This is a genomic window from Rosenbergiella sp. YN46, from assembly GCF_036620675.1.
Taxonomy (GTDB): domain Bacteria; phylum Pseudomonadota; class Gammaproteobacteria; order Enterobacterales; family Enterobacteriaceae; genus Jejubacter.
The window spans coordinates 1-26135 of record NZ_JAZHEE010000039.1; the positions used below are offsets into that span (position 1 = coordinate 1).

General features: G+C 49.6%; 21 protein-coding genes and 14 pseudogenes. 26 read left to right on the top strand and 9 right to left on the bottom strand.

Annotated features, from left to right (window positions below; all coding sequences use genetic code 11):
- The first annotated feature begins 166 nt into the window (after nucleotides 1–166).
- From V3W49_RS19400 to V3W49_RS19415, 4 genes and pseudogenes are all read left to right on the top strand, one after another.
- Nucleotides 167–3196 (top strand): Tn3 family transposase, encoded by a 3030-nt coding sequence (locus tag V3W49_RS19400; RefSeq protein ID WP_500147670.1) that lies wholly within the window; start codon nucleotides 167–169, stop codon nucleotides 3194–3196.
- A 19-nt stretch (nucleotides 3197–3215) separates the two neighbouring features.
- Nucleotides 3216–3683 (top strand): annotated as a pseudogene (repA, locus tag V3W49_RS19405) (plasmid replication initiator RepA); the annotation flags it as partial.
- A gap of 565 nt (nucleotides 3684–4248) precedes the next feature.
- Nucleotides 4249–4404 (top strand): annotated as a pseudogene (locus V3W49_RS19410) (replication-associated protein RepA4); the annotation flags it as partial.
- Nucleotides 4405–4778: 374 nt separating this feature from the next.
- Nucleotides 4779–4865, top strand: a pseudogene (locus V3W49_RS19415) (MucR family transcriptional regulator); the annotation flags it as partial.
- A 39-nt stretch (nucleotides 4866–4904) separates the two neighbouring features.
- Here V3W49_RS19415 and V3W49_RS19420 read toward each other — a convergent pair.
- A pseudogene (locus V3W49_RS19420) lies at nucleotides 4905–4979 on the bottom strand (twin-arginine translocase TatA/TatE family subunit); the annotation flags it as partial.
- A gap of 73 nt (nucleotides 4980–5052) precedes the next feature.
- Between V3W49_RS19420 and V3W49_RS19425 the strand changes: the two are divergent.
- The gene (locus tag V3W49_RS19425; protein WP_500147671.1) at nucleotides 5053–6021 is read left to right on the top strand and encodes an IS5 family transposase; all 969 of its coding nucleotides are present in this window, start codon (nucleotides 5053–5055) and stop codon (nucleotides 6019–6021) included.
- A gap of 467 nt (nucleotides 6022–6488) precedes the next feature.
- Here V3W49_RS19425 and V3W49_RS19430 read toward each other — a convergent pair whose 3' ends face one another.
- Both V3W49_RS19430 and V3W49_RS19435 read right to left on the bottom strand, forming a co-directional pair.
- Nucleotides 6489–6614 (bottom strand): hypothetical protein, encoded by a 126-nt coding sequence (locus tag V3W49_RS19430; protein WP_007372131.1) that lies wholly within the window; start codon nucleotides 6612–6614, stop codon nucleotides 6489–6491.
- Nucleotides 6615–6616: 2 nt separating this feature from the next.
- On the bottom strand, nucleotides 6617–6796 hold the full coding sequence (locus V3W49_RS19435) for a hypothetical protein (RefSeq protein ID WP_007372130.1): 180 nt from the start codon (nucleotides 6794–6796) through the stop codon (nucleotides 6617–6619).
- Nucleotides 6797–6874: 78 nt separating this feature from the next.
- Here V3W49_RS19435 and V3W49_RS19440 point away from each other — a divergent pair.
- Nucleotides 6875–7572 (top strand): IS1 family transposase gene (locus V3W49_RS19440; protein ID WP_436923500.1). Its coding sequence is split into 2 segments (ribosomal slippage): nucleotides 6875–7124 and nucleotides 7124–7572, totalling 699 coding nucleotides; the frame shifts between segments, so codons are not numbered across the junction.
- Between the two features lie 147 nt (nucleotides 7573–7719).
- On the opposite strand, the gene V3W49_RS19445 is transcribed toward V3W49_RS19440, so the two are convergent.
- The 3 genes and pseudogenes from V3W49_RS19445 to V3W49_RS19455 form a co-directional block, all read right to left on the bottom strand.
- On the bottom strand, nucleotides 7720–8190 hold the full coding sequence (locus V3W49_RS19445; protein ID WP_004883378.1) for an RES family NAD+ phosphorylase: 471 nt from the start codon (nucleotides 8188–8190) through the stop codon (nucleotides 7720–7722).
- Nucleotides 8187–8630: an Xre family toxin-antitoxin system antitoxin gene (locus V3W49_RS19450; RefSeq protein ID WP_032413443.1), complete on the bottom strand. Its 444-nt coding sequence runs from the start codon at nucleotides 8628–8630 to the stop codon at nucleotides 8187–8189. The genes V3W49_RS19445 and V3W49_RS19450 overlap by 4 nt, the downstream gene beginning before the upstream one ends.
- Nucleotides 8631–8730: 100 nt before the next feature.
- Nucleotides 8731–8960: pseudogene (locus tag V3W49_RS19455) on the bottom strand (DUF4113 domain-containing protein); the annotation flags it as partial.
- A 40-nt stretch (nucleotides 8961–9000) separates the two neighbouring features.
- Between V3W49_RS19455 and V3W49_RS19460 the strand changes: the two are divergent.
- From V3W49_RS19460 to V3W49_RS19470, 3 genes and pseudogenes are all read left to right on the top strand, one after another.
- Nucleotides 9001–10198, top strand: a pseudogene (locus tag V3W49_RS19460) (IS3 family transposase).
- Between the two features lie 40 nt (nucleotides 10199–10238).
- Nucleotides 10239–10331: pseudogene (locus V3W49_RS19465) on the top strand (hypothetical protein); the annotation flags it as partial.
- 346 nt (nucleotides 10332–10677) lie between these two features.
- Nucleotides 10678–11883 (top strand): MFS transporter, encoded by a 1206-nt coding sequence (locus V3W49_RS19470; RefSeq protein WP_500147672.1) that lies wholly within the window; start codon nucleotides 10678–10680, stop codon nucleotides 11881–11883.
- A gap of 165 nt (nucleotides 11884–12048) precedes the next feature.
- Here the strand turns inward: V3W49_RS19470 and V3W49_RS19475 are convergent, their stop codons facing one another.
- Nucleotides 12049–12630 (bottom strand): hypothetical protein, encoded by a 582-nt coding sequence (locus tag V3W49_RS19475; RefSeq protein ID WP_134912870.1) that lies wholly within the window; start codon nucleotides 12628–12630, stop codon nucleotides 12049–12051.
- Nucleotides 12631–12812: 182 nt separating this feature from the next.
- Between V3W49_RS19475 and V3W49_RS19480 the strand changes: the two are divergent.
- From V3W49_RS19480 to V3W49_RS19510, 7 genes and pseudogenes are all read left to right on the top strand, one after another.
- Nucleotides 12813–13058: pseudogene (locus V3W49_RS19480) on the top strand (hypothetical protein); the annotation flags it as partial.
- 160 nt (nucleotides 13059–13218) lie between these two features.
- Nucleotides 13219–14163: a hypothetical protein gene (locus V3W49_RS19485; RefSeq protein ID WP_011977810.1), complete on the top strand. Its 945-nt coding sequence runs from the start codon at nucleotides 13219–13221 to the stop codon at nucleotides 14161–14163.
- 36 nt (nucleotides 14164–14199) lie between these two features.
- Entirely contained in the window at nucleotides 14200–14592 is a 393-nt protein-coding gene (locus V3W49_RS19490) for a hypothetical protein (protein ID WP_023317792.1), read from the top strand.
- A gap of 57 nt (nucleotides 14593–14649) precedes the next feature.
- Entirely contained in the window at nucleotides 14650–15171 is a 522-nt protein-coding gene (locus V3W49_RS19495; protein WP_484500570.1) for a hypothetical protein, read from the top strand.
- A gap of 45 nt (nucleotides 15172–15216) precedes the next feature.
- Nucleotides 15217–15420 (top strand): hypothetical protein, encoded by a 204-nt coding sequence (locus tag V3W49_RS19500; protein ID WP_484500550.1) that lies wholly within the window; start codon nucleotides 15217–15219, stop codon nucleotides 15418–15420.
- 27 nt (nucleotides 15421–15447) lie between these two features.
- Nucleotides 15448–15960: pseudogene (locus V3W49_RS19505) on the top strand (hypothetical protein); the annotation flags it as partial.
- Between the two features lie 197 nt (nucleotides 15961–16157).
- Complete coding sequence (locus tag V3W49_RS19510) at nucleotides 16158–16937, top strand: site-specific integrase (protein WP_500147673.1); 780 nt, start codon at nucleotides 16158–16160, stop codon at nucleotides 16935–16937.
- Between the two features lie 57 nt (nucleotides 16938–16994).
- Here the strand turns inward: V3W49_RS19510 and V3W49_RS19515 are convergent, their stop codons facing one another.
- Complete coding sequence (locus tag V3W49_RS19515) at nucleotides 16995–17252, bottom strand: hypothetical protein (protein ID WP_500147674.1); 258 nt, start codon at nucleotides 17250–17252, stop codon at nucleotides 16995–16997.
- A gap of 128 nt (nucleotides 17253–17380) precedes the next feature.
- Nucleotides 17381–17485, bottom strand: coding sequence for a hypothetical protein (locus V3W49_RS19520; protein WP_032409716.1), 105 nt, complete (start codon nucleotides 17483–17485; stop codon nucleotides 17381–17383).
- A 629-nt stretch (nucleotides 17486–18114) separates the two neighbouring features.
- Between V3W49_RS19520 and V3W49_RS19525 the strand changes: the two are divergent.
- The 10 genes and pseudogenes from V3W49_RS19525 to V3W49_RS19570 all read left to right on the top strand — a co-directional run.
- A pseudogene (locus tag V3W49_RS19525) lies at nucleotides 18115–18390 on the top strand (RepB family plasmid replication initiator protein); the annotation flags it as partial.
- A gap of 72 nt (nucleotides 18391–18462) precedes the next feature.
- Nucleotides 18463–19004 (top strand): annotated as a pseudogene (locus tag V3W49_RS19530) (IS3-like element ISSen4 family transposase); the annotation flags it as partial.
- Nucleotides 19005–19107: 103 nt separating this feature from the next.
- On the top strand, nucleotides 19108–20280 hold the full coding sequence (istA, locus tag V3W49_RS19535; RefSeq protein ID WP_500147675.1) for an IS21 family transposase: 1173 nt from the start codon (nucleotides 19108–19110) through the stop codon (nucleotides 20278–20280).
- Nucleotides 20280–21088: pseudogene (istB, locus tag V3W49_RS19540) on the top strand (IS21-like element helper ATPase IstB). The gene istA and the pseudogene istB overlap by 1 nt, the downstream one beginning before the upstream one ends.
- 45 nt (nucleotides 21089–21133) lie before the next feature.
- Nucleotides 21134–21724, top strand: a pseudogene (locus V3W49_RS19545) (integrase core domain-containing protein); the annotation flags it as partial.
- A 17-nt stretch (nucleotides 21725–21741) separates the two neighbouring features.
- Nucleotides 21742–22236: pseudogene (gene repE / locus V3W49_RS19550) on the top strand (replication initiation protein RepE); the annotation flags it as partial.
- 338 nt (nucleotides 22237–22574) lie between these two features.
- Nucleotides 22575–22988 carry a transposase gene (locus V3W49_RS19555; RefSeq protein ID WP_500147676.1) on the top strand — a complete coding sequence of 138 codons (414 nt, stop codon included), beginning with the start codon at nucleotides 22575–22577 and terminating at the stop codon, nucleotides 22986–22988.
- Between the two features lie 77 nt (nucleotides 22989–23065).
- Entirely contained in the window at nucleotides 23066–23182 is a 117-nt protein-coding gene (locus tag V3W49_RS19560; protein WP_368547388.1) for a DUF6685 family protein, read from the top strand.
- A gap of 683 nt (nucleotides 23183–23865) precedes the next feature.
- Entirely contained in the window at nucleotides 23866–25200 is a 1335-nt protein-coding gene (locus tag V3W49_RS19565) for an EAL domain-containing protein (protein WP_500147677.1), read from the top strand.
- 634 nt (nucleotides 25201–25834) lie between these two features.
- Nucleotides 25835–26128 (top strand): hypothetical protein, encoded by a 294-nt coding sequence (locus V3W49_RS19570; protein ID WP_500147678.1) that lies wholly within the window; start codon nucleotides 25835–25837, stop codon nucleotides 26126–26128.
- Nucleotides 26129–26135 lie beyond the last annotated feature (7 nt).

Consider the following 26135-nt stretch of genomic DNA (forward strand, 5'->3'; position numbering starts at 1 on the left):
TTAACATTTTACACCTGTCACATATACGTTCGATTATGTGACATTCTGATTTTGGTGCTGATGTCTGTCAACAATAGTCACATTACCCGTCATTTAATTTATGACACGTAAAGGTTGCATTTTAATGATAATGTTACACTTGCGTGTATAAGCATAAGGATCAGGGATGGCCAACAAAAATAAACTCCTCAGCATTCTTTCGGTCGCTGAGCAGGAGGCGCTTTATGGCCTTCCTGACTTCGATGATGCTCAGCGACTGGAGTTTCTGGCGCTGAATGAATCTGAACTGGCGCTGGCCTGCAGCCGTCGGGGGCTTCACGCTCAAATGTATTGCATCATCCAGATCGCTTACTTTAAAGCCAAGCACCTGTTTTTCCGCTTCGGGTGGGATGATGTTCCGGACGACTGCAGCTTTGTCCTGAGCCGTTATTTCCCCGGAGAGTCACTGCCTGACAAACTGCCCTATAAGCAGGAACGCTATGCTCAGCGGGAAAAAATCTGCGCGCTGTATGGTTACCGCCCCTGGTCATCGGCCCTGTCTTCACCGCTTGAACAACAGGCCGCCCACATTGTTCACCGCGATGTCACTCCCGGCTTTGTCGCCACTGAGTTGATCATCTGGCTCAACGCGCACAAAATCATCCGACCTGGCTATACCACACTTCAGGAGCTGGTAAGCCGGACTCTTTCTGATGAAAGGCAGCGGCTGGGGCGTATCCTGACGGAGCGGCTTGATGACGCCACCATCGATGGTCTGAAAAAGCTGATTGAACGTGATGATACCCTTTCCCGGCTGGCGGTCCTCAGGCAGGATGCTCGTGATTTCGGCTGGCGCCAGATGGTCCAGGAACGGGAAAAACGGGCCATACTGGCGCCATTGCACCGTAAAGCCTGCGACATCCTGCCAGCCCTGAATATTTCTCAGCAGAATCTGCTTTACTACGCCAGCCTGGCAAATTTCTATACCGTTTATGATCTCCGAGAGTTGAAGCCCGATCAGACCCGCCTTTACCTGCTGTGCTATTCATGGGTTCGTTACCGCCAGTTCAGCGATAACCTGGTGGATGCGATGTTTTTCCATATGAAACAGCTCGAGGATGAGAGCCGCAGCGTGGCCAAACAGCTTCTGGCTGACGTCCAGGAAAAACACCGGCGTGAAACGTCTAAAATCGGACGGCTGTTATCGCTTTACGTTGATGATAGCGTCCCGGACCCGACCACTTTTGGCGAAGTCCGTCGTCGGGCCTGGAAAATCATGCCGCGGGAGGCGCTGAAAACCACCGCACAGCGCATGAGTGTAAAACCCGTCAGTAAACTGGCGCTGCAGTGGCAGGCCGTGGACGGTATGACGGCATTAATCCGGCGTCACCTGCGGCCATTATTTTTGTCACTCGATCTCACCAGCGTGGTCCACGACAGCCCGTGGGCTGACGCGCTGAGCTGGCTCAGAATGGTGTTCAGCAAAAAGCAGACGCTTTCACAGCGGTCACTGGCGGAATGCCCGCCGGGTACATTACCGGAGCGGCTGCGCCCGTATCTACTGGAGTTCGGGGAAGATGGCGAGCCCACAGGCCTGAACGCCGGGCGCTATGAGTTCTGGCTCTACCGCCAGATAAGAAAGCGTTTTCAGGCGGGTGAATTCCACCTCAATGACAGTCTCCGCCACCGCCATCTTTCTGATGAACTGGTGCCGGAAGGGGAACAGGCCGCTGTGCTGGCTGAAATGAATATCCCGTTTTTGCAAAAGCCGGTTAAATCGCAGCTCAAGGCGCTGGAGTCCGAACTGCACCGGCAGTGGAAAGCCTTCAACCGCGAGCTGAAGCAGGGGAAGCTGAAACATCTGGAATACGATAAAGAAACGCAGAAACTGACCTGGCATAAGTCCGTGATCAGCCGTCATAAGGCGCAGGAGAAGCGATTTTATGAGCAGTTGCCATTTTGCGATGTAACCGACGTCTTCCGGTTTGTTAACGACCAGTGCCGGTTTCTTCATGCCATGAAGCCGCTGCAACCCCGCTATGCCAAAAAGGATGCCGATGAAGACAGTCTGATGGCGGTCATCGTTGCCCAGGCGATGAATCATGGTAATCATGTAATGGCACGAACCAGTGATATTCCGTTCCATGTGCTGGAAACCACGTACGAACAGTACCTCCGCCTGGCGTCACTGGTCACGACCAATGACTGCATCACCGATGCCATAGAGGCACTGCCGATTTTCCCGCACTATTCGTTTGATCCGGAAACGCTTTATGGTGCTGTTGACGGGCAGAAGTTTGGCATTGAACGGCCGACAGTAAAGGCCCGACATTCACGTAAATACTTCGGCCGCGGTAAAGGCCTGGTGGCCTACACACTGCTGTGTAACCACATCCCTATCAACGGTTACCTGATTGGCACGAACGACTATGAAGCCCACCATGTCTTTGATATCTGGTACCGCAACACCTCAGAAGTGAAACCCACGGCCATTACCGGCGACATGCACAGCATAAATAAAGCCAACTTTGCGATCCTGCACTGGTTTGGCCTGCGCTTTGAGCCTCATTTTACGGACCTGAACAGGCAGTTGCAGGAGCTGTACTGCATCAGAGATCCGTCGGCCTATAAAAAATGCCTGATCCAGCCCGCCGGACAGATTGACCGGGACCTTATTATCCGCGAGAAAAGCAATCTCGATCGCATCGTCGCCACATTGGGGCTGAAAGAAATGACGCAGGGGACGCTGGTCCGCAAACTGTGCACGTACACCACGACCAATCCGACCCGGCAGGCACTATTTGAATATGATCGGCTGGTACGCAGCATCTACACGCTGAAGTATTTGCGCGATCCGCAGCTGGAACGCAACATCCGGCGTTCCCAAAATCGAATTGAATCTTATCACCAGCTGCGTGCCGCAGTGGCCAAAGTCGGCGGAAAGAAAGAGTTAACCGGGAAAAATGACATTGAAACAGACATCAGTAACCAGTGCGGGCGGCTGATTTCCAACGCTATTGTGTATTACAACTCGGCGATCCTGTCGCGATTGCTGGAACGACTGGAAGCGGAAGGCAATGCCAAGGGCATTGAAGCTCTGGCCCGAATATCACCGGTTGCCTGGCAGCACATTTTGCTGAACGGGCATTATACCTTCCAGAGCAGCAATGAGATTATTGACCTGGATGCGCTGGTTGCCGGGCTGAAACTGGGATAACGGAAAAATCTGGGGTTCCGGCGTAGAACCCCTATCTGAAGAAAATAGCTGGGACAGGGAATCCCGTACCTGGCTTCCTAAATACGTCTATATCACCGCGTTAGGGTTTCAGATGCTGGGAGTGGATCTGGAAAAACTTGATGCGGAACAACAAAAAAAGCTCCGGCAAAGCGAAGAGCGTCGTCGTCTTATCGAGGAGGGGATTCTGCGTGAAGATGAGGAGATCTCCCCGCGTGCAGCACGTGAGCGCTGGTACCGTCAAAAAACTCTCGATGCACTGAGGTTCCGTCGGCAGCGTGGCGCCGAACGTAAACGAGCTAACCGCCTGGCCAGATATTCTCGTGAGCGCCAGATTCACGAAATGTCGCTTCATATCCTGAAGACAATGCCGGCAGACGAGGCTTACTGGTGTACAACGGAGCGGCTGCAGCAGCTGGCCATTCAGAACCTGTATCAGCTGGAGCTGGCCCTGGCTCCGCCGTCCTGACGGATATCATTTAGCTATTTTTTCTATGCCCCTGCCCGGGGCTTTTGGCGTTTGTCCGGATTCATGAAGTTGCCTGGTTTTTATCCATCTGACGTTCCGGCCGTCGGACCATCGCTGGTTTTAGCACGTATACCCTGTGACGTTCGCACCAGGTTTTCACTTATCCACAAAAACCCGCAAATGAATAAACAGGGAATTTAGCAAAAGGGTAACAGCAAACCTGCAAAATAATCTTACCCCACTTTTTTAATCCCCTGCATTGCAAGCTGCAGGGAGATCTTTTGTCTTTGCCGGCTCTGTGAATAACTCAATGAGGCCTTCGCTTACAGCGGCCGCACGCGTCCGCGTCGCTCAGATAAAAGTAGCTCCCATCGCTCCGCGACGGGCCCCGACCGGAGAATTAAATTAGTTACAGCATTCATAATAATATTCATCATAAAACCGGCGCCGGTTTGCCAGCCAGGTGCCCCTCCCCACCACTGAAAAGCGCCGCCGCCCCCGGCCGAAGGCCGGGGAACACCATCGCTTTTAATGATGGGTGTTGTAACTACTCTTCGTCATCGCTGTGAGTGGAGCTGCGGTCAGTTCTCTGGTACACGCTCGTAAGCGGCCCTCCGGCCCGCTAACGCGGAGATACGCCCCGACTGCGGCTGTCGCCTTGTCGGGACCACTCCGACCGCGTACAGCAGCTACTAAAGCGTTATTTGTGGGTATAGCTTATCAGGGCGGGGGGGGGATTGGCAGAACCTATCAAACCGTTGCCGGCTACGCCGGGCTTCGGCGCCACTCACTTTCCGTTCACCATTGAACATCGGCTGGCGCCTTTCTGACATCAATGCGGAGCAGAAGCTCAAACTTGCTGCACTGCTTGCCACCATCGAAAGGCTAGGGTTTTAGAATGACTGACAATCTCAAACTGTTTCAACGCCTGACAAACAGCAGAATGATGGGGAGGGGAAGATATTTCTAAGCTTACATACGAACGGGGGTAAAAAGGCCAAGGAATGAAAAGCAAAAGAGAGGCGATAGCCTATCACCTCGGGCAATGCAATCGAATGTCTTGAGTGTGTAAAATAACTCCAGGTATTCGACAGGCATTTAAAGCAAATCCACGGCATGACCCCTGCAGAGTACCGAGACAGATTTAACCACCCCTCTGAAACACCACTGGCCGGGGTGGCATATAGCCAGCAATGTCTGCGAGAAGACATCTGGCGGCGTCAACCGCTTTGGCCCCAGAACAACCAGGCCAATAATGAATATCAATAGCAGTTCACTAAAGCCAATATCGAACACGAACTATACCTGCTCACTGTGATGATGTTTTGCGTCAACATGGCTTTGTTGAATAAATCGAACTTTTGCTGAGTTGAAGGATCAGATCACGCATCTTCCCGACAACGCAGACCGTTCCGTGGCAAAGCAAAAGTTCAAAATCACCAACTGGCCCACCTACAATAAAGCCCTCATCAACCGTGGCTCCATAACTTTCTGGCTGGATGATGAAGCTATTCAGGCCTGGTATGAGTCGGCAACGCCTTCATCACGGGGAAGACCTCAGCGCTATTCTGATCTCGCCATCACCACCGTTCTGGTCATTAAACGCGTGTTCAGGTTGACCCTGCGGGCTGCACAGGGTTTTATTGATTCCATTTTTACACTGATAAATGTTCCGTTGCGCTGCCCGGATTACACCAGTGTCAGCAAGCGCGCAAAGTCGGTTAATGTCAGTTTCAAAACGTTCACCCGGGGTGAAATCGCGCATCTGGTGATTGATTCCATCGGGCTGAAGGTCTTTGGTGAAGGCGAATGGAAAGTCAAAAAACACGGCCAGGAACGCCGTCGTATATGGCGAAAGTTGCATCTGGCCGTTGACAGCAAAACACATGAAATCATCTGTGCAGACCTGTCGCTGAACAATGTGACGGACTCAGAAGCCTTCCCGGGTCTTATCCGGCAGACTCACAGAAAAATCAGGGCAGCATCGGCAGACGGCGCTTACGACACCCGGCTCTGTCACGATGAACTGCGGCGTAAGAAAATCAGCGCGCTTATCCCTCCCCGAAAAGGTGCGGGTTACTGGCCCGGTGAATATGCAGACCGTAACCGTGCAGTGGCTAATCAGCGAATGACCGGGAGTAATGCGCGGTGGAAATGGACAACAGATTACAACCGTCGCTCGATAGCGGAAACGGCGATGTACCGGGTAAAACAGCTGTTCGGGGGTTCACTGACGCTGCGTGACTACGATGGTCAGGTTGAGGAGGCTATGGCCCTGGTACGAGCGCTGAACAAAATGACGAAAGCAGGTATGCCTGAAAGCGTGCGTATTGCCTGAAAACACAACCCGCTACGGGGGAGACTTACCCGAAATCTGATTTATTCAACAAAGCCTATTAAAATTAGACATGCTTATGGCTCACATTTCCAGATAGTATTTTGCACCCCACTACCTTTCGGTAAGTTCGGGTTCATATTAGCGCTATGGAGATAAACTGCTTTCGATTTGCCATATTGCTGGCACGCCTTAACAGCAGTGTTATGCAAACTATCCAGCCCGTACCAAGCATCGGACTGAATACTGACCTTTTCACCATCATTATACTGGACTGCTGCGCACCCCGACAGAGCACCTATAATCACAACACCTATAAACAGTCGAATCCTTTTCATTGCGTTCCCCTACGATTACTGAGGCGGATTATAGGGTATGCAGCAAAACCTTTCGAGTGGAATATGAGAGCCAAAACAGCCCAAGAACAAACAGTCATTGGGTTGAGGGATCTACCGCGCACCCTTCGAATCTCATCTGAGTATCAGCGCCACAACAATGACGACTAATAGCACCAGATCTAGCAGCAGCCCCGCCAGTCGCCAGGCAACAAGTAACGCGATAGTGAACAACACCCAGAAACACAGCCTGCGCAGCATGATTATTTACCGTTGGTGCCGAGCACCCGGCTCAGGTTTTTCAACAGGACAGTCGAGGCCGTTTCCAGCATGTCATCACCCGCATCGGTATTGGCGATCACCAGCGTCTTAGTGCAAGGAACCTTCACCTTCGAATCGCTCAGCCAACCGGATTCGGTCACCGCTTTTTTCAGTTCGTACACAGGTTTCCCGTTAGGCAACTTATGGTAATGGTGCCAACTTACTGATTTAGTGTATGATGGTGGTTTTGAGGTGCTCCCGTGGCTTCAATTCCCATCAGTTGTCCCACTTGTTCAGCTACCGAAGGCGCCGTGCGTAACGGTAAAAGTACCGCCGGACATCAGCGCTATCTCTGCTCTCACTGCCGTAAAACATGGCAGCTTCAGTTCACTTACACCGCCTCTCAGCCCGGTACACACCAGAAAATTATTGATATGGCCATGAATGGCGTCGGATGTCGCGCCAGTGCACGCATTATGGGCGTTGGCCTCAACACGATTTTACGACACTTAAAAAACTCAGGCTGCAGTCGGTAAACTCACGCATACAACCGGGCAGTGACGTCATTGTTTGCGCGGAAATGGACGAACAGTGGGGTTACGTCGGCGCTAAATCACGCCAGCGCTGGTTGTTTTACGCGTATGACAGGATACGGAGGACGGTTGTGGCGCACGTATTCGGTGAACGCACGCTGGCCACGCTGGAGCGTCTTCCGGGCCTGCTGTCGGCCTTTGAGGTCGTGGTATGGATGACGGATGGCTGGCCGCTTTATGAATCACGCCTGAAGGGAGAACTGCACGTTATCAGCAAGCGATATACGCAGCGCATTGAGCGGCATAACCTGAATCTGAGACAACATCTGGCAAGGCTGGGCAGGAAGTCACTGTCGTTCTCAAAATCGGTGGAGCTGCATGACAAAGTCATCGGGCATTATCTGAACATAAAACACTATCAGTAAGTTGGAGTCATTACCACGTTTACGAAGAAACTGCCTGAATCATCCTGTAATAGCTGTGTGTAGTCTTTGCCCGCCGCTGGCGGGCTTTTTTATGTGACACCGGACAGGAGCGCCAGGCATCATGACAGCGCCCTATCATCTCTTGCTTCACTTCCTGTCAGGTTTAAGACGACTATCAAACCGGAACGGTATCTGTTGAGCCTTCAGCACGATCCCGTAAAACTCAGGGTGCTCAGGATTTAACAGATAATTGAACTCTACCGGCGATAAGGCTGAGGGAACACGCAGTGCAACCGAGCTCCTGGTAAATGACCAGGCATCTCCGTAATCAGCCAGTTCCTGAGGCGCATCCTCATCAGCCCAGTTGCCCGGTAATTCATCCATGTTTGCGCTTTGGATCAGTTCATCAGGCACATCGATACTCAATAGCGTGAAAGAGTCCATTATCTGTGCCGCATGCAGGTGTACCAGCGTCTCCAGCATCGTTAGTGAAGCCGTTTCGGAGACATATACCATTGACACCCCCACGCTATTCCAGCGCCCACCAGCCTCTTTCGCACCATATCCGGTCCAGGCCGTAGAAAGATACTTTGTTTTCGTCAGCCTGTAGAGGATCACGAGTACACCCCATGCTCCAGACGCGTAATCAGCTTAATGACCTCATAGGCTCCCGTTTCGGATGCCATCAGGTCTGCTGGCACTTTCCAGCTCAATGCCCGGTTAGGTTCGTTCAACCACTTCTGTGCGGCTTCCCTGTCGCCTTCAAACAAATCTACCGCCCGATCAATGACGCGGATAATACGTACCAGACGTTCACTTTGTTCCGGGTTAAAACGTGCCTTCACACTGCGGCTAAATGTGGTTGACGGGATACCGGACATTTTTCTCAGGTCATTCTGGGTTATTCTGGCCCAGTCAGTGATCCGGTTCGCCACCTTCCCGTCCAGGCCTTCATTGATTTGGCCCAGAAGCGCTACGCCATCGGCATTATTTAACCCGGCAACCTGCCAGAGGCGCTGTGGTCTGGCTGGAGTTGAGGACAAACTAAAAGTTTTCATAGCAAACCTCCATTTGGTCATTACATTATACCCAAATGGTAACACCAGAGCAAATATCAACCACCAGCAGACGGAAGGCATTTTTCCTGATTGCGATACCTCAGAGTGTAGCGATCGGTATCGAGTCCCACCTCGTTGTGTAGGCTGGAGAGAGCATATCTCTCTTCATTGACCACGCCGGTGCGATGCCCCGACCGGCAAACCATACTTTACCTTTGCCTGAGTTGTTTATCGTATCCAGTACATTCATGAGCGCGTCACTGTTTGCATACGACCTACCTCATCAAATAACGATAGCTGGGTAACTCCGCAGGGACGGAAATCGTTGATGAAGTGGTTTACTGAATTTGGCCACCTGAACAGAGGTGATATGCTCACCTCAGAACAACACAGGTGCCATAATGAAAAAAAAAATTTCAGCGCAGAGTTTAAACGCGAATCCGCTCAACTGGTCGTTGACCAGCACTATACCGTGGCAGATGCAGCCAGCGCTATGGATGTCGGCCTTTCCACAATGACGCGATGGGTGAAACAATTACGTGATGAACGGCAGGGCAAAACACCAAAAGCCTCCCCCATTACCCCGGAACAAATTGAAATCCGTGAGCTCAGGAAAAAGCTACAACGTATTGAAATGGAAAATGAAATATTAAAAAAGGCTACCGCGCTCTTGATGTCAGACTCCCTGAACAGTTCTCGATAATCGGGAAACTCAGGGCGCGTTATCCTGTGGCCACTCTCTGCCATGTGTTCGGGGTTCATCGCAGCAGCTACAAATACTGGAAAAACCGTCCTGAAAAGCCAGACGGCAGACGGGCTGTATTACGCAGTCAGGTACTTGAACTGCATGGCATCAGCCACGGCTCTGCCGGAGCAAGAAGCATCGCCACAATGGCAACCCAGAGAGGATACCAGATGGGGCGCTGGCTTGCTGGCAGACTCATGAAAGAGCTGGGGCTGGTCAGTTGCCAGCAGCCGACTCACCGGTATAAGCGTGGTGGTCATGAGCACGTTGCTATCCCGAATCATCTTGAGCGACAGTTCGCCGTAACGGAACCAAATCAGGTGTGGTGCGGTGATGTGACCTATATCTGGACGGGTAAGCGCTGGGCGTACCTCGCCGTTGTTCCCGACCTGTTCGCAAGAAAACCAGTGGGCTGGGCCATGTCGTTCTCGCGGACAGCAGGCTCACCATGAAAGCACTGGAAATGGCATGGGAAACCCGTGGTAAGCCAGTCGGGGTGATGTTCCACAGCGCTCAAGGCAGTCATTATACGAGCAGGCAGTTCCGGCAGTTACTGTGGCGATACCGGTTCAGGCAGAGTATGAGTCGGCGTGGAAACTGCTGGGATAACAGCCCAATGGAGCGCTTCTTCAGGAGTCTGAAGAACGAATGGGTGCCGGCGACGGGCTATGTAAGCTTCAGCGATGCAGCCCACGCAATAACGGACTACATCGTTGGATATTACAGCGCAATAAGACCGCACGAATATAATGGTGGGTTACCACCAAACGAATCAGAAAACCGATACTGGAAAAACTCTAACGCGGTGGCCAGTTTTTGTTGACCACTTCACAGCAGAAGAGGCCCTGAAACGGATCGGTGATTACCTTCGCCATATACTGAGTGTGCTACCGGAGTGGCCGTCGAACAAAGTCGCCGAGCTCCTGTCATGGAAGGCAGATCCCACCAATAAATAGTCGTCAATACGGCGATCACTTTACGCTTACCACTAACTTAAGTGATACCAACTGTCTGGAGATTCAGGGGGCCAGTCTATCCGCCATCTGCTGTCTGTCATATTTTTACCTTCAGAAATTATCAGTTTAGACACTCTGATAATCCCTTCTAGGATAGTTTAAATTGGGCTGGGTAAATTTTTCCAGTGCATCAAGATGTCTTATTGGAAATTAGTAAAACACATTTGTGAAATATTGCTAAGGCTAAAGCGTGATGGCTATCACCCTACATAATTTTTTTATTCACTACCTTAGATGCTGAATCCTGACCTGAGGTTGTGTCAGGAAATAAATACTGGAGATAGCAATGGGGAATATAATAAAAGACGGAAGTGGCAGTTATTTTCCAATGTTGTTTATTCTGCCACTTGCCGGACTGGCTGAACTTGCATCACTGTACTCTATTCAGGCGCTGCTACCAAAACTGAGTGAGGTTTATCATATTCCGCTGAATCAGGTTGGCATGATATTATCTGCCGAAGTAGGGTTCCTGGCATTTGCCATGTTGTTCAGCGGTTCGTTATCGGATCGCTTTGGTCGCAAACCTGTAATATTTGCATCCCTTTTTGCCGGAGGTGTTTTGACGTTACTGTGCGCGCTGGCACCATCATGGCAGGTTTTAGTTATCTTCCGGGCACTGCTGGGTATTGCGGTCAGCGGTGTTACTGCAGCAATTACGGTATATATCAGTGAAGAGGTCTCTCCGGGTATGGCCGGGATCATCACCAGTTATTTTATCTTTGGCAATTCTCTGGGAAGTATGTCAGGGAGGGTTATTGCGACCCAGATGATGGAGCATTTTTCTGTTGAAGTTATATTTTCTCTTTTTGGTTGTGTCCTGATTATTATTGCTCTTGCGGTGAAATTCCTGTTACCGGCATCGAGAAATTTTAAAGCATCCTCATCACTACAGTTATCGGTTGTCTTCCGGGGGGGACTGAACCATATCAGAAACATTAAAGTTTCGTTATGTTTCATAACAGGTTTTATTCTGTTCGGTTCATTTACGTCCATCTTTAATTTTTTAGCTTTTAATTTACACAATGCTCCGTACAACCTCGACTATACATGGATTGGGCTAATACCACTGAGTTTTTCCCTTACTTTTTTCATTGCACCTTATGCTGCTCGTCAGGCAATCCGGTATGGATCAATGAATGTTTTAAGTTTTTTAATTAGTTTTATGATGGTTGGGGTGTTTATTACATTTATTGCTGAGTCTGTCTGGTTATTTATATCTGGCGTGGTGCTCCTTTCAGCTGCATTCTTCTCATCACATTCAATCATTCTTGCCTGGGTCAGTGCCAGAACATCCAGTGCAAAAGGACAGGCCACCTCTTTTTATTTACTCTCTTATTATTCCGGTGGTGCGGTAATGGGGTATGTCAATGGCTGGTTGTTCGCCATACAAGGGTGGGGCGGTCTGGCGATATCCTGTCTTGTTATGCTGGGCATTGGGCTTATGATCACACGGGTGATATCAGCGAGAAGAAATGACATATACATTAAGTAATGTCCGCTATTGGCACAAAGCGGACATCCCTCCTTCATGCGCTCTTTCTGCCGTCAGTTAGCCCAGTCTTCCAGCGTGAGGTCCGGTACTGGCCACGTTACCATGACCGTTTCTTCGTCTTTGTAAGTCTGGGCCGACGACCTGCATCCGGCGCGCTTCTGCGCCTCAGAACACGGGCCGCTCCGTCGGCGGCAGGCGCAGCGCGTCGCGTATCTGATCGACCATATCCAGAAAATCCCCTTCTTTCTGAAGGAAGAACAGTTGTTTATGCACCTCCATCAGCGTCGGTAAATCACGACGGGCGGCCTCGATAAAGAGGGCAAATGCCAGTGAGGAGCCATGCGGGATATGCGTGATGTCAGGCAGCTGTGATGCACGCAGCTCAAGCAGGGGAACGCCTTTACGCATGATAGTCTGCAGATCCTCCTGTTTATAAATGCCCAGCAGACGACACCAGGTCCGGTTCTCGGCCAGCGTCTGTGCACTGTCATACCAGTAGTCGGCGAGGGCGGCCCCCATCATGCCGGCCACGTCTTTATCCATCAGCGCGACAAGGCTGTTCCCGCGCATGAAGTTACCGATGAGATCCCCGAAGGAGGCCGAGAGGAACTCTTTGACAAAATCGCTTTTTGACTTGCCAGCCGCCCTCGCCTGCTCCGTGATCTCAATATCCACATCAAGCGGCATGTTCCGCACGGTAAGCGTGCGAGTGAATCCTTTTTCAGTATTTTCGTTCTGTTCAGTCATGTGTGTCTCCAGATGGAAAAGATTTATCAAAAATGACAGTAATCATCCCAGATTTATTCTTTTAAGTTCAAACTATTCCATATCATTGCAGATATCAACATCGTTTGCAGTTTTAATGTTGTGGTGCTGACGGCTGCATATTTTAATCAGATGTAAACGGAGTTGCTTTCCGCCGATGCTGAGATCCGAAAAAAGGAAGTTCCGGATCTCTGCGAACCCCACCGGCGCGCAGCGGCCCGGCAACACAAGATGTAGCGGTATTATCATCTGCTTTTGACGCTATATGTTGTGTCCCTCCCCTGCCCCGTGACCGGCCGCTCACCACCCTAAAAGGGCGCTGTGGTTATTCCCTGACCGTGGTACACTTCCGGAAAGTTGTGATATACAGGAAAATCGGATCTGCCGGAAACGGTCATTCGGTAATTTAACGGCGTGACTGTTTCATGGCTTATTATTTGCTGATTTCTTCCTTTGTGTACAAAATGAATCATAACGTATACATTTGTTGTTATAGCGGTAAATAAGGTTTCATGTTTACTTCAAAGACCATTTACCAGTCCTGAATACGTTTTGCATAAGGAAGGAGTCATGGCGAAGATCCAGGCCAGAAATGTTGACGATGCGCTGTTTGCACGCATTGAGCAGTCAGCGATGAAAAATGAACGTTCACTCGAAGGAGAGATCCGCCTGGCGCTGGCCAGACAGTATCCTGCCGGGACCACCTCACCGGAAATTCTCTCCAGCCGGCAACAGTGGCAGAAGGAATGTGGCGGGCGTCTGCGCGCCCTGTTTGACCGTCTGTCCGCTGACGGCTTTTTCCCGGGGGCCGGGCAACCCGGGCCGACGCGGATCGCCGACCAGGTACGGATAGCTCACCGGTTACATGTTTCCCCGGGACTGCTCCTGGACTGTATCGATGGCGCCGGTGAGTTAACCCGTGAGCTGGCTGAACGGATTGAAAGCCGGTTCGGCGCCAGTGCAGACTGGCTGACCACCGGTGACGGGAAGATGTTCCCGCTGGTGATCCTGGGGACGTATTTTGGTGTCAGCTGGGAGGAGTTTTTCTTCCCGGATGATGATGAAAGGTATGTCTTTGAGTTCATCCGCATCGCCGGCGGGCGCCATGATGGCACCCTGATGATCCTGCGCCAGCATGAGCAGAACGGCCGTATCACTGCCGGCGTGGTAACAGAGGCGTTTTTCCTTGGTGCCGGTATGGGGCCGGGGGGGTATGTAAACCTGAAAGAATTTTTGTTGTTCCTCAGACAACACGGCGGGAATCTGGTCATGAATGCGTATGTGTTCTCCCCCCCGGAGCCGGATTTTGATTTCTGGTCAGTCATGGGTCAGCACCATCCGGTCTGGTTCCGTGACGCCAGACGTCGCTCCCCTTCCCGCTGGCTGCAGCAGGTACTCAGTGGTGAAGATCCGGGCGAATGGTTTGCCGGGGGATGGTCATCAATACTGAAAGAAGTGGCCGAAGCTACCCCTCCGGATAACGCTACTGAACATACTGAAAAAAATGATGAATGATTCGGTGCATCACGGCAACGTATAACAGGAAACCAGATGAACAGAACATATGACGAACCAGAGACCGAAACGGACGTGATGGCCGCCGCCTTCCGCACCATGCGCAGGTACGGCATGACTATCATCACCGCCACGCAGCATTTGGATGTTAATGGTTACGTGAAATCTGACCCGCGGATGCCCAGAACGCGGCTGCGCCGCTACCTGGGGCAGTATGGCCTGCGCGGTGAGGCGCTGAACAGGGAGGTCAGACGTATCGTTGCGGGGCCTGAGCGACGCGACAGTAAGCTGAAGGACGGGATTTACTATACCTGGCCTTATGGCTGGGAGCCCTGTGATTTTACGCCGATGATGCGCCGTATTTTTCGCGGGAAGCGGACCCGCCATGTGATGATGTCAGATGAAATGCCAGCGCTGTTTCTCAACTAAAGTACTAACGAACAGGCCCAGTCTGTGTATAAGCATACTCCCCAAATCAGGTTCGGGATGATAGCGCCCGGACAACATGGCAAGAATCTGCGGGACATTCCTGAGCAGTGTTTTGATTACGGGTTTGATCGGGAAGATCGCTGGCCGGGGCTGGTTCTGGCCTCTACGGTAACTGTGCCGAACGGTAACACCGATGGCTGGCGACTGGCGACGCAGAGTTGCGGTGGATTCAGCTGTAACGAATTTCAGGCCGCCGTTCTGCCCCTGCCAGTTCGCCCGGAGATGCTACGGTTTCTTGAAACCGTCGCGGAGGAGGAATTTTCGCCGGCGCCTCTGGATTACTTCAATATGATGGATGCCGGCGATGCCGCAGCAGTTAAAACAGGGTACCTGTCATGTCTTCACCGCGCGGGGCTTTCCTGCAGTGAGCATAATCTGTCACTTCTGACACAGGCGCTTTATCCGGTGGATGCCACAGCGGAAAACATGAAGGTCCTGGCCGGGAATTGTACTGAACTGGCCGCAATGAAGGTTCCCGGGGGACTGACGATATTTATCGTGGGTCAGAACTGTGATTAATTTGAACACAAATGTGCAATTCCTGGAGACGTAGGATAACAGTCAATGATGCCGGGATTACCAGGTCCGGGCGTTTCGTTTTCCGCTGTGCAGCTGCCGATGATGACAACCCTGAGCGCCAGCGACGGCTGTCACCTGTATTTTGAGCAGGGCACACTGGTGTGGATCGAGGTTTACTCGCAGGGCGACAAGCGCTGGCCGTTTTATGGCAGACCAGAACTGACGGGAATTACCCATTCATCCACGTAACAGTTACGCGACGGGACAAAGAGACCGGCAGACGAACTGCAGTTGCCACGGGGCAGGTGTTCAACGCTCCGGGTGGAGCCCCTGGTATCCGCGGTACGCCGGCTGGAAGACTGTTATCGCGGGCTGCAGGAAAAAATCGTGCAGCTCGAAGGCAAAAAACGGTCGCAAAAACAGTTAATTACTTCACTTAGGAATCGTCCATTTTATCATCTGTTGCACAGGAAAGGGGGCCAGCTCCCGGACGAGAAATGTGACGCCCTGCCACTGCGGGCAGAAAAACTGTCTCTGCCGCAGAGCGGGGATTCTGACCTGGAGGTGGCGCAACGGGCAACCGGGGTTATCCGGATGGCTACCCTGTGTACTCAGTCGCAGAAAAGAATCCTGGAGCTGGAAAGGGAGCTTGCCTCGCAAAGTGAATACCTCGTTGACCTGCAGACAAATCTCCTTTCTGTCCTGCGGCAGAAAGTCGCCAACCTGACCTTATTCTGGGGGGGCGTGGTGATTTTTCTGTACTTTATTAAGTGGATGTTGGGGGCATGAATGTTCCCGTTCCATAGCCACCCACTGAAGAGGACTGAAACCTGTGGCCGAAAATATCGTGTCTGTAATCACTGACGGGGTAGTCTTGTTTGCGACTTCGTCTGTTTTCTGGCTGGCCGTCGCTGGCTGGTTAGTCATCCTGACTCCGGTAATATTACGAAGAAAATTCTCGGCAAAGAAAAAAGTTAACAGAAATTATGAATAACCTGGTTCCAGTTGGATCTCCGCCATCTCCCGGAACATTGCTCCCGGTGGCCATCGATTACCCTGCCGCCCTCGCCCTGCGCCAGATGGCGCTCGTGCAGGATGAACTGCCGAAATACCTGCTGGCGCCGGAAGTCAGCGCCCTGCTCCATTACGTGCCGGATCTTCACCGCAAGATGCTGCTGGCGACGCTGTGGAACACCGGCGCGCGCATTAATGAAGCGCTCGCGCTGACCCGGGGGGATTTTTCGCTGGCGCCGCCGTATCCGTTCGTGCAGCTGGCCACGCTGAAACAACGGGCCGAAAAAGCCGCCAGAACTGCAGGTCGTGCACCCGCAGGCAGTCAGGCTCATCGCCTGGTTCCGCTTTCCGATCACCACTACGTCAGCCAGCTGCAGATGATGGTGGCCACCCTGAAAATTCCGCTGGAAAGACGAAACAAGCGCACCGGCAGAATGGAGAAGGCGCGTATCTGGGAGATCACAGACCGCACCGTGCGCACCTGGCTTAGCGAAGCTGTGGAGGCCGCAGCGGCCGACGGGGTTACGTTCTCAGTACCGGTTACCCCCCATACGTTCCGTCACTCCTACGCGATGCATATGCTGTATGCCGGCATACCACTGAAGGTTTTACAGAGCCTGATGGGCCACAAATCGATTAGCTCGACTGAAGTCTATACGAAGGTGTTCGCACTTGATGTTGCTGCGCGGCATCGAGTTCAGTTTCAGATGCCCGAAACGGATGCGGTAGCCATGCTGAAAGGGAATATTTAAGTACTTAGGAGAATGATGCTGGCGAACGTCCTGCTCGCCGGTGAGGTCTGTCAGACGTTATCTGGACCAGCTGACGGGAATATCTGCTCTGTATTCCTCATACTGCTCATAGATCGCATGCTGAAGCATCGTAATACGTTCTGACAACCTGTTGGCGCCCCACATATGCCGCCATTCCCCCTCAATAGTGGTTTTCTGTCCATCCGGGAGATTGAGCGTGATCAATACCTTTGTATCACGAATAATCACCCCGTCAGTGAAAGAATTAAGACCACTCCTTACGGTATTCTCTATCTGTATAGTTTCAAGTTTCATCTTGTTACCTCCTGTTGACCGGATCCCAAGCATAGATATCTGAATTCAAATTGCCTAGTGAAATGTCTGGATATGCCGCATTTTTCCCCTTATACAGCGAAGCTGGCCAAAGGCCAGCCCGCATGGATTTATCGCTTTTGCCAGTAGATCAGCATGGCAAGGAACAGGATTGTTGCCCCCTGAGAAGCGGTCAGGAAAGTTTCCAGCAATGACATTATCGTAAAACTCCGCATTATTAATTTCAGGTGTGTGATTCAGGGGCCTTAGTCCCCCTTTTACAGGACGTAGTGATCTGTCACGACGGGAGCCAGGGTTAATAAAAACGATTCGAATATGCATGCAGGGACGATAGAAATCTTCGTGGGGGTTGTCTCGCAGTAGTGGGTACCTGAGAGCGTCTCGGGGGATTAGTATCTTCCGGCCACGGATGTGTTCGAGCCAGCAGTGCTCGCCGCAGCCGAGCGACAGGGCGAAGCCCCGAGTGAGCGAGGAAGCACCAGGGAAAAATACTTTGTATATTCTGCTGACGCTCAATGCCTGAAAAATCATCTCACCTAGGGGTTATCCACTTATCCACGGGGATATTTTTATAAGATCTTTTTTAATAGTTGTTAGATCTTTATTTTTAGAATGCCCACAGGCCTTTATCCATGCGGGTTCCAGAGAGGGATCTGTGACAAACCGCCCTTTCAGTGTGACAAATCACCCTCAAATAGCCGTCCTTTCTGTGACAAGTTGCCCTTAACCCTGTGACAAATTGCCCTCAGAAAGTGTTGCTTTTCACAAAGTTATCCATCCCTGTTGACTCTGTTTTATGAAGTGTGACAATCTTAAAATCTGTCACACTTCACATGGACCTGTCATGGCGGAAATAGCGGTTATAAACCATAAAAAACGTAAAAATAGCCCGCGGATTGTCCAGTCAAATGAGCTGACTGAGGCGGCATATAGTCTCTCCAGGGATCAAAAGCGTATGCTGTATCTGTTCGTTGACCAGATCAGAAAATCCGACGGCTCCCTGCAGGAACATGACGGCATCTGCGAAATTCACGTTGCTATATACGCTGAAACATTCGGGCTGACCTCCGCTGAAGCCAGTAAGGATATACGACAGGCTTTAAAAGGTTTTGCGGGTAAAGTGACCTGCTCCCCGTTGATTAGTACACCCCGATGTTAGTAATGTCTTCATAAGCCACATGAGGGCATCCCCATGAAGAAGCGTTTTTCCGACGAACAGATCATCAGTATTCTCCGCGAAGCCGAAGCTGGGGTACCCGCCCGTGAACTCTGCCGCAAGCATGCCATTTCCGATGCCACGTTTTACACCTGGCGTAAGAAGTGTGGCGGTATGGAGGTGCCTGAAGTTAAGCGCCTGAAGTCGCTTGAGGAAGAGAACGCCAGACTCAAGAAGCTGCTTGCCGAAGCCATGCTGGATAAAGAGGCGCTTCAGGTGGCTCTTGGGCGAAAGTACTGACGACAGACCAGAAGCGGGAAGCCGTGATGCTGATGTGTGATGCGACCGGTCTGTCGCAACGTCGTGCCTGCAGGCTTACAGGTTTATCCCTGTCGACCTGCCGCTATGAGGCTCACCGTCCGGCTGCTGATGCGCATTTATCAGGGCGCATCACTGAGCTGGCACTGGAGCGCAGGCGTTTTGGCTACCGTCGTATTTGGCAATTGCTGCGCCGTGAAGGGCTTCATGTTAATCATAAGCGCGTGTACCGGCTTTATCACCTCAGTGGCCTGGGCGTAAATGTTAGCGCCAATGATATAAGACGGTAATTCACCATTTGAATTGTCCGCTCCACCCAACATGTTGTTTCCTTAAGGTTCTCACACCAGAAAGGACATCGACATGCTGAGCAGAGAGGACTTTTACATGATAAAGCAAATGCGTAAGCAGGGTGCGTACATTATCGACATTGCAACTCAGGTGGGTTGCTCTGAACGCACCGTCAGACGGTATCTTAAATACCCTGAACCACCGGCCAGAAAGACGCGCCACAAAATGGCCAAACTGAAGCCGTTTATGGACTATATCGATACGCGTCTGGCCGAAAATGTCTGGAATGGCGAGGTCATCCTCGCAGAAATCAAAGCGATGGGTTACACCGGTGGTCGCTCCATGCTGCGCTATTACATCCAGCCCAAACGCAAAATGCGTCCGTCGAAGAAAACGGTCCGCTTCGAAACCCAGCCCGGTTACCAGCTGCAGCACGACTGGGGCGGGGTTGAGGTTGAGGTCGCCGGGCAGCGATGCAAAGTTAACTTCGCGGTTAATACGCTGGGGTTCTCCCGTCGCTTCCATGTCTTCGCCGCGCCAAAGCAGGATGCTGAACACACCTATGAGTCGCTGGTTCGCGCCTTCCGCTACTTCGGTGGCAGTGTGAAAACCGTGCTGGTTGATAACCAGAAAGCGGCGGTGCTGAAAAATAACAACGGGAAAGTGGTGTTCAACTCCGGGTTCCTGTTGCTGGCCGACCACTATGACTTCCTGCCGCGTGCCTGCCGTCCGCGCAGGGCCAGAACCAAAGGTAAGGTGGAGCGGATGGTGAAATATCTCAAGGAGAACTTCTTCGTCCGCTATCGCAGGTTCGACAGCTTCGCTCATGTTAACCAGCAACTGGAGCAATGGATGGCTGATGTGGCTGACAAGCGGGAGCTTCGCCAGTTCAGACAAACCCCGGAACAGCGCTTCGCGCTCGAGCAGGAGCATCTGCAGCCGTTGCCGGATACGGACTTCGATACCAGTTACTTCGACATCCGTCATGTGTCCTGGGACAGCTATATCGAGGTTGGCGGCAATCGCTACAGCGTTCCCGAAACGCTGTGTGGTCAGCCGGTCTCTATACGCATATCGCTGGATGATGAGTTGCGGATCTACAGTAATGAGCAGCAGGTAGCATCACACCGGCTCTGTTCAGCATCATCTGGCTGGCAAACGGTGCCAGAACACCATGCCCCGCTCTGGCAGCAGGTCAGCATGGTGGAGCATCGTCCACTGAGTGCGTATGAGGAGCTGCTGTGATGCATGAACTTGAAGCGCTGTTGAGCCGGTTGAAAATGGAGCACCTTAGCTACCACGTTGAAAGCTTGTTAGAGCAGGCAGCTAAAAAGGAGCTGAACTACCGGGAGTTCCTGTGTATGGCGCTGCAGCAGGAATGGAACGGCAGGCACCAGCGCGGCATGGAGTCCCGGCTGAAGCAGGCCCGTCTGCCGTGGGTCAAAACGCTGGAGCAGTTCGACTTCAGCTTCCAGCCAGGAATCGATCGTAAGGTTGTCAGGGAGCTGGCCGGTCTGGCGTTCGTGGAACGCTGTGAGAACGTGATCCTGCTGGGTCCTCCCGGCGTGGGGAAAACCCACCTGGCCGTAGCCCTCGGCGTGAAAGCGGCGGATGCAGGTCACAGGGTGTTGTTCATGCCACTCGACAGGCTGGTAGCAACGCTGATGAAAGCGAAACTGGAAAACCGGCTGGAGCGTCAGCTACAACAGCTGAGCTATGCGCGGGTGCTAATCCTGGACGAAATAGGCTACCTGCCGATGAACAGAGAGGAAGCCAGTCTGTTCTTCCGCCTGCTGAATCGCCGGTATGAAAAAGCGAGCATAATCCTGACATCAAACAAAGGCTTCGCAGACTGGGGAGAGATGTTCGGCGATAACGGGGTCATAACGTACTGGCAACGGCGATCCTGGATCGGTTGCTACACCACTCAACCACAGTGAATATAAAAGGAGAAAGTTACCGGTTGAAGGAAAAACGCAAAGCCGGAGTGCTGGCCAAAAACGCAACGCCAATCAGTGATGATGAAATGGCGGAAAGCGGACAACAGAAGTGATCAAATAGCGGACATTAAAAATGGCGAAAAACGGTCATAAATCTTGGCGTTGACATAAAACGCAGAAGACGTCGTAAAGGGCTGGCAACAGAACGTCTGCCGCTGCTCCGTCCGGCGGCGCCCAATCTGACCTGGTCGATGGATTTCGTCATGGACGCACTTTCCACCGGTCGCAGGATCAAGTGTCTTACCTGCGTCGATGATTTCACAAAGGAATGCCTGACGGTCACTGTTGCCTTTGGGATTTCAGGCGTTCAGGTCTCGCGTATTCTGGACAGCATTGCACTGTTTCGAGGCTATCCGGCGACGATAAGAACTGACCAGGGGCCGGAGTTCACTTGCCGTGCACTGGATCAATGGGCCTTTGAGCATGGTGTTGAGTTGCGCTTAATCCAGCCGGGCAAGCCAACGCAGAACGGATTTATTGAGAGCTTTAACGGACGATTTCGCGATGAATGCCTGAATGAGCACTGGTTCAGCGATATCGTTCACGCAAGGAAAATCATTAATGGCTGGCGGCAGGATTATAACGAGTGTCGTCCACATTCAGCACTGAAATATCAGACGCCATCAGAGTTTGCAGCACGGTGGCGAAATGGAAAATGTGAAGGTAAACAAACCGACCTTACTAACTGACGGTTGTATCTAATCCTGGGGGCAGGTCAAAAGAAGTGGTTTTTTATCGCCCTGAAGAGGATGCCGGCGATGAAAAAGGGTATGAATCCTTCCCCTGGTTTATCAAACGTGCGCACAGTCCATCCAGAGGGCTTTACAGCGTACATATCAACCCATATCTCATGCCCTTCTTCATCGGGCTACAGAACCGGTTTACGCAGTTCCGGCTCAGTGAAACAAAAGAGATTACCAATCCGTATGCCATGCGTTTATACGAATCTCTGTGTCAGTACCGTAAACCTGATGGCTCTGGTGTCGTGTCCCTGAAAATCGACTGGATCATGGAGCGCTACCAGCTACCTCAAAGTTATCAGCGTATGCCGGATTTTCGCCGCCGTTTCCTGCAGGCAAGTGTTGATGAGATCAATAGCCGGACACCTATGCGCCTCTCTTACATCGAGAAAAAGAAAGGCCGCCAGACGACTCATATCGTATTTTCCTTCCGTGATATCACCTCGATGACAACAGAATAGCCTGAGGGTTATCTGTCACAGATTTGAGGGTGATTCGTCACATTTGATCTGGAAGGTTGAGGGGGATTTGTCACAGTTTTGCTGTTCCCTCCCTGGCATCCTGCGCTTACTTATAGTTTTTTTGGCTGTAACCGGTAGTGGAGCCAGAATTGAGGGCAATTTGTCACCCTATCCTGAGGGTAGTTTGTCACAGTTAAATGAGTGCAGTTTGTCACACTAGATTTTCCCCTCTTCCCGTTAGTCATATGACATGTAAGCGTCATCTCAGTACCGTCTGTTGAAATTTTCGGTGATTGACGATGATAGAGTCCTCTTATAAACGTTAATGGACTCTATCAATGTCAGATTCTCTTCGTCCCCGCAGGGTTCGTGCGTCTTACTCCATGGACTTTAAACTGGAACTTGTCGAAAAATCTTATCAGCCTGGAGCCTGCGTGGCCCAACTGGCCAGAGAACACGGGATTAATGACAATCTGTTGTTTACATGGCGCCAGCGCTACAGCCACCTTTTGCCCGATGAAATACAACGTTCAGTCAGTAAACCTGATGCTGTCATCCCTGTTGTGGTATCTGACATGTCCCTGTCACATCATGCAGAACCACACTATGAACCATCCGGTTCCGCTTACGGTGAGGTGATGACCTGCGAAGTGGCTGTCGGGAGCGCCAGTCTGCGCCTGACAGGGAACTTATCTCCCGCTATCTCGAGTTTTTTACGCTGCAGTGCTGCAAGGATCTTGCAACACCAGTGACTATTGATCATCTGGACAACAATCTTTCTCATTCTGGTTTGCGGTTGACGGAGATGGCATTCAGCAAATTCTGCTGAATGCCGGCAAGGTTAATCTGGAACAATCTGGATGGGTCACATCATTTTACAGCAGCCCGGCTCCAAGCTAGCCAGCAGGGTCAGCAGATTCCTCTGACAAGCCAACTAACCTCGTAGAAGATACAGATATTCTGTTCGTCTAAAAGACGTATCTAAATGTGTATAACATCAAGTATTGATTAAAGTCATTTCTAAGATTGCGGTATGTTTTTCAAAGAAAATACATCCAAAAGTAGCAGGAATTGTATATAATCGATTTGACGAAGAGTATGAAATTCATTCCCTAAAAGCCTACTACATCTGCAGACTTTTAAGGCGCGAATATTAGTAACATCTGTGCTGTAGCATCAAGACCTGCTATATGAAATGAAGTAAAACGTACTAAACATTTGGTAAACTTCCGAAAATAGAACTTGATATTTACTATTCCTCTGTACTTCAGTTACACTACACTAGTACTTTGTCAAAACATCAAATACTAAAGGCTGATTGTTATTCTGTTAAGTTGTTTATTAACGTTGTACAAATTAGGGACGAACATCATTTTTACGGGAACAAAAAAATAATAAACTTATGCTAAGAAAAAAGTGAGTTAATTTATGAAAAAAAAGTAGAAAGACAATAGCAGTCAACACCATCGTCCCCGCGATATTAGTTGTTATCCTATCATCTGGAATGGCCTTACGTCAGCTAGAAAGAGATACCGCATCTACAGCTAACATTATGATTAATCATATTGATCATGTCACATCTATTGCTCGGAACGCAGCCTTAAATACTGGAAAAACTGATGCTAAGTCGTGTCACCCCCCCCTAAAAAAATAACTGAAATAGGAGCATTCACTCCATACATTCGCAGTGTAGGAATAATTAGGGATGATATATTGATATGTTCTTCTATTACGGGATCCTGGCAACAGACTGTATCTAAAATTTTCATAGTATCTGTTTCTGCACCTTACGGAAGTCTAAAAATAAATGCAATAAAAGGTACCAGTAGTGAACCAGGACATGTAGTCATAATTTATGCGTTAGGTATGAGTAATCACGTAACTGCTTTCAGCGTAGTGGATGCATTATATTTCACTGACCTAATAGATTCGCTTTATAATGTAAATAATCAGGAACTGCAGTTGCAATTTAGTGATGGTCTAATTATCACTGGAAACAAAGAGAATAGTAGGCGCACACCATTTTTTAGATCAGCGTTCGATTCTAATTATAGTCAGGCACGCATTCAGGTCCTAACGCCTTTATTATCACTTAGCCACTATATTATCCATAATCTGCTATTTCTTGCGCCAATAACCTTTTTATTGACTTTGGGTGGTGTGTATCTAAGGCGCCGATGGATTTTAAGGAAAACTTCTTTAGGGGATGAAATTAGTAAGGGTATTACTGAAGGTGAATTTTCTGTCCATTATCAGCCAATCTGTAAAACAGAATCAGGAATGTGTATCGGTGCAGAAGCATTGATGTGCTGGGAACGTTTCGACGGCAAAACTATATCACCGGAGATATTTATTGGAGAGGCTGAAGAAAAAGGAATGATAATAAAACTAACACAACATCTTTTTCGCCTGATTGAGAATGATGTGAAGCACTGGAAAATAAATGCTCCATTTCACCTTGGTGTAAATATTGCTCCATCTCATCTCGCTGACAGTACATTCATAAATGATGTTCTCCGACTCAGGAGATCTTTAGAAACATCTTTTTGCCTAGTACTGGAAATCACTGAACGTAGCATTGTTGAGGATACAATCACTGCTTCTAAAAAATTAAGCGATCTTCGTCAGAAAGGATGTAAGGTAGCTGTAGATGATTTTGGAACCGGTTACTGTTCATTAAATCTACTTCAAGGTTTACCAGTGGATTATCTTAAAATAGATAAATGCTTTATCGACACGATTACATCAGCAGGAACAGACACCCCGGTATTGAATACTATTATAGATCTAAGTAATCGCATGGGTTTTAGTACAATAGCTGAAGGCGTCAGCACAACTGATCAGTCAAATTGGTTGAATGATAATAATGTTCCTTACGCTCAAGGTTATCTTTATTCAAGACCTATGACTGGAAACGATTTCTATCAGTGGTATAGAAAAATAGTAACAAGCTTAGCGCGATGAAAGTAGAAAAGAAAAAATAAACTTAGGATATATTTTTTCTAAAACACAACATATGCAGATATATTCCTAGAAATATACACATTGTATGAATAGAATTATCGATTTCATTCTGAGCATGGATGCTTTTCAAGCTATTAACCTAGTGTTGTAATTAAATTCTCATGACTTTAACAGAAATAGAATCCTTTCGCAACATCCACATAAAATAGTGAAGAAACACAGAAATATATCTAAAGCATTTTACAACAAATGGGTTTCCTTTACACAGAGGCAAATTAACAGTTCGTTTTTAAAAAGGCAATGCAGGTTAAAATAATTGCAATTGTGATTGTGATTGTGATTGTGATTGTGATTATCCCACACGCAATTTAAAGATAATTGAGTTGAGATGCAACAAGAATAAAAAAATTTAGTGCAGCAATTACTCCAAAAAAAAATTTACTGAAATAGATTTCAGATTCTGAATTTGAATCTGAACGCTATTACTAGCATAAACGCGCGATGCTTTTCAAGCCTTTCATATAATCGCTGATGAATATGATGATAACTTTGGATTAATGCCTTTTGTATTTTAAGACAAACAGGAGATACATTCTTTAAAAGAATGATATTATAAAGAAAAAGGAGATTAAAGTTGAAAACTAAACAATATGACTTTTTCATTAAATTCCAAAAGTGTAGTGGTGAAGACTTTATTGTGAGAGTATCTGAAATAACAATGATTGAATCCTTGGGAAATATTACAATATTGTATTTAAAAAGGTATGATACTAGCTTAAAGGTAAAAAATAAATTCAATGAAATCGAAAGCTTGTTAAATGTTGTTTTTGATATACCAGATGAAACCTTGAATGAAGAAAAGAATATGAACAACATTGTGATTAGTTATTCAAAAGATAAACAGAGCTTTATAAAAAACCCTGTTTAAGTTAATA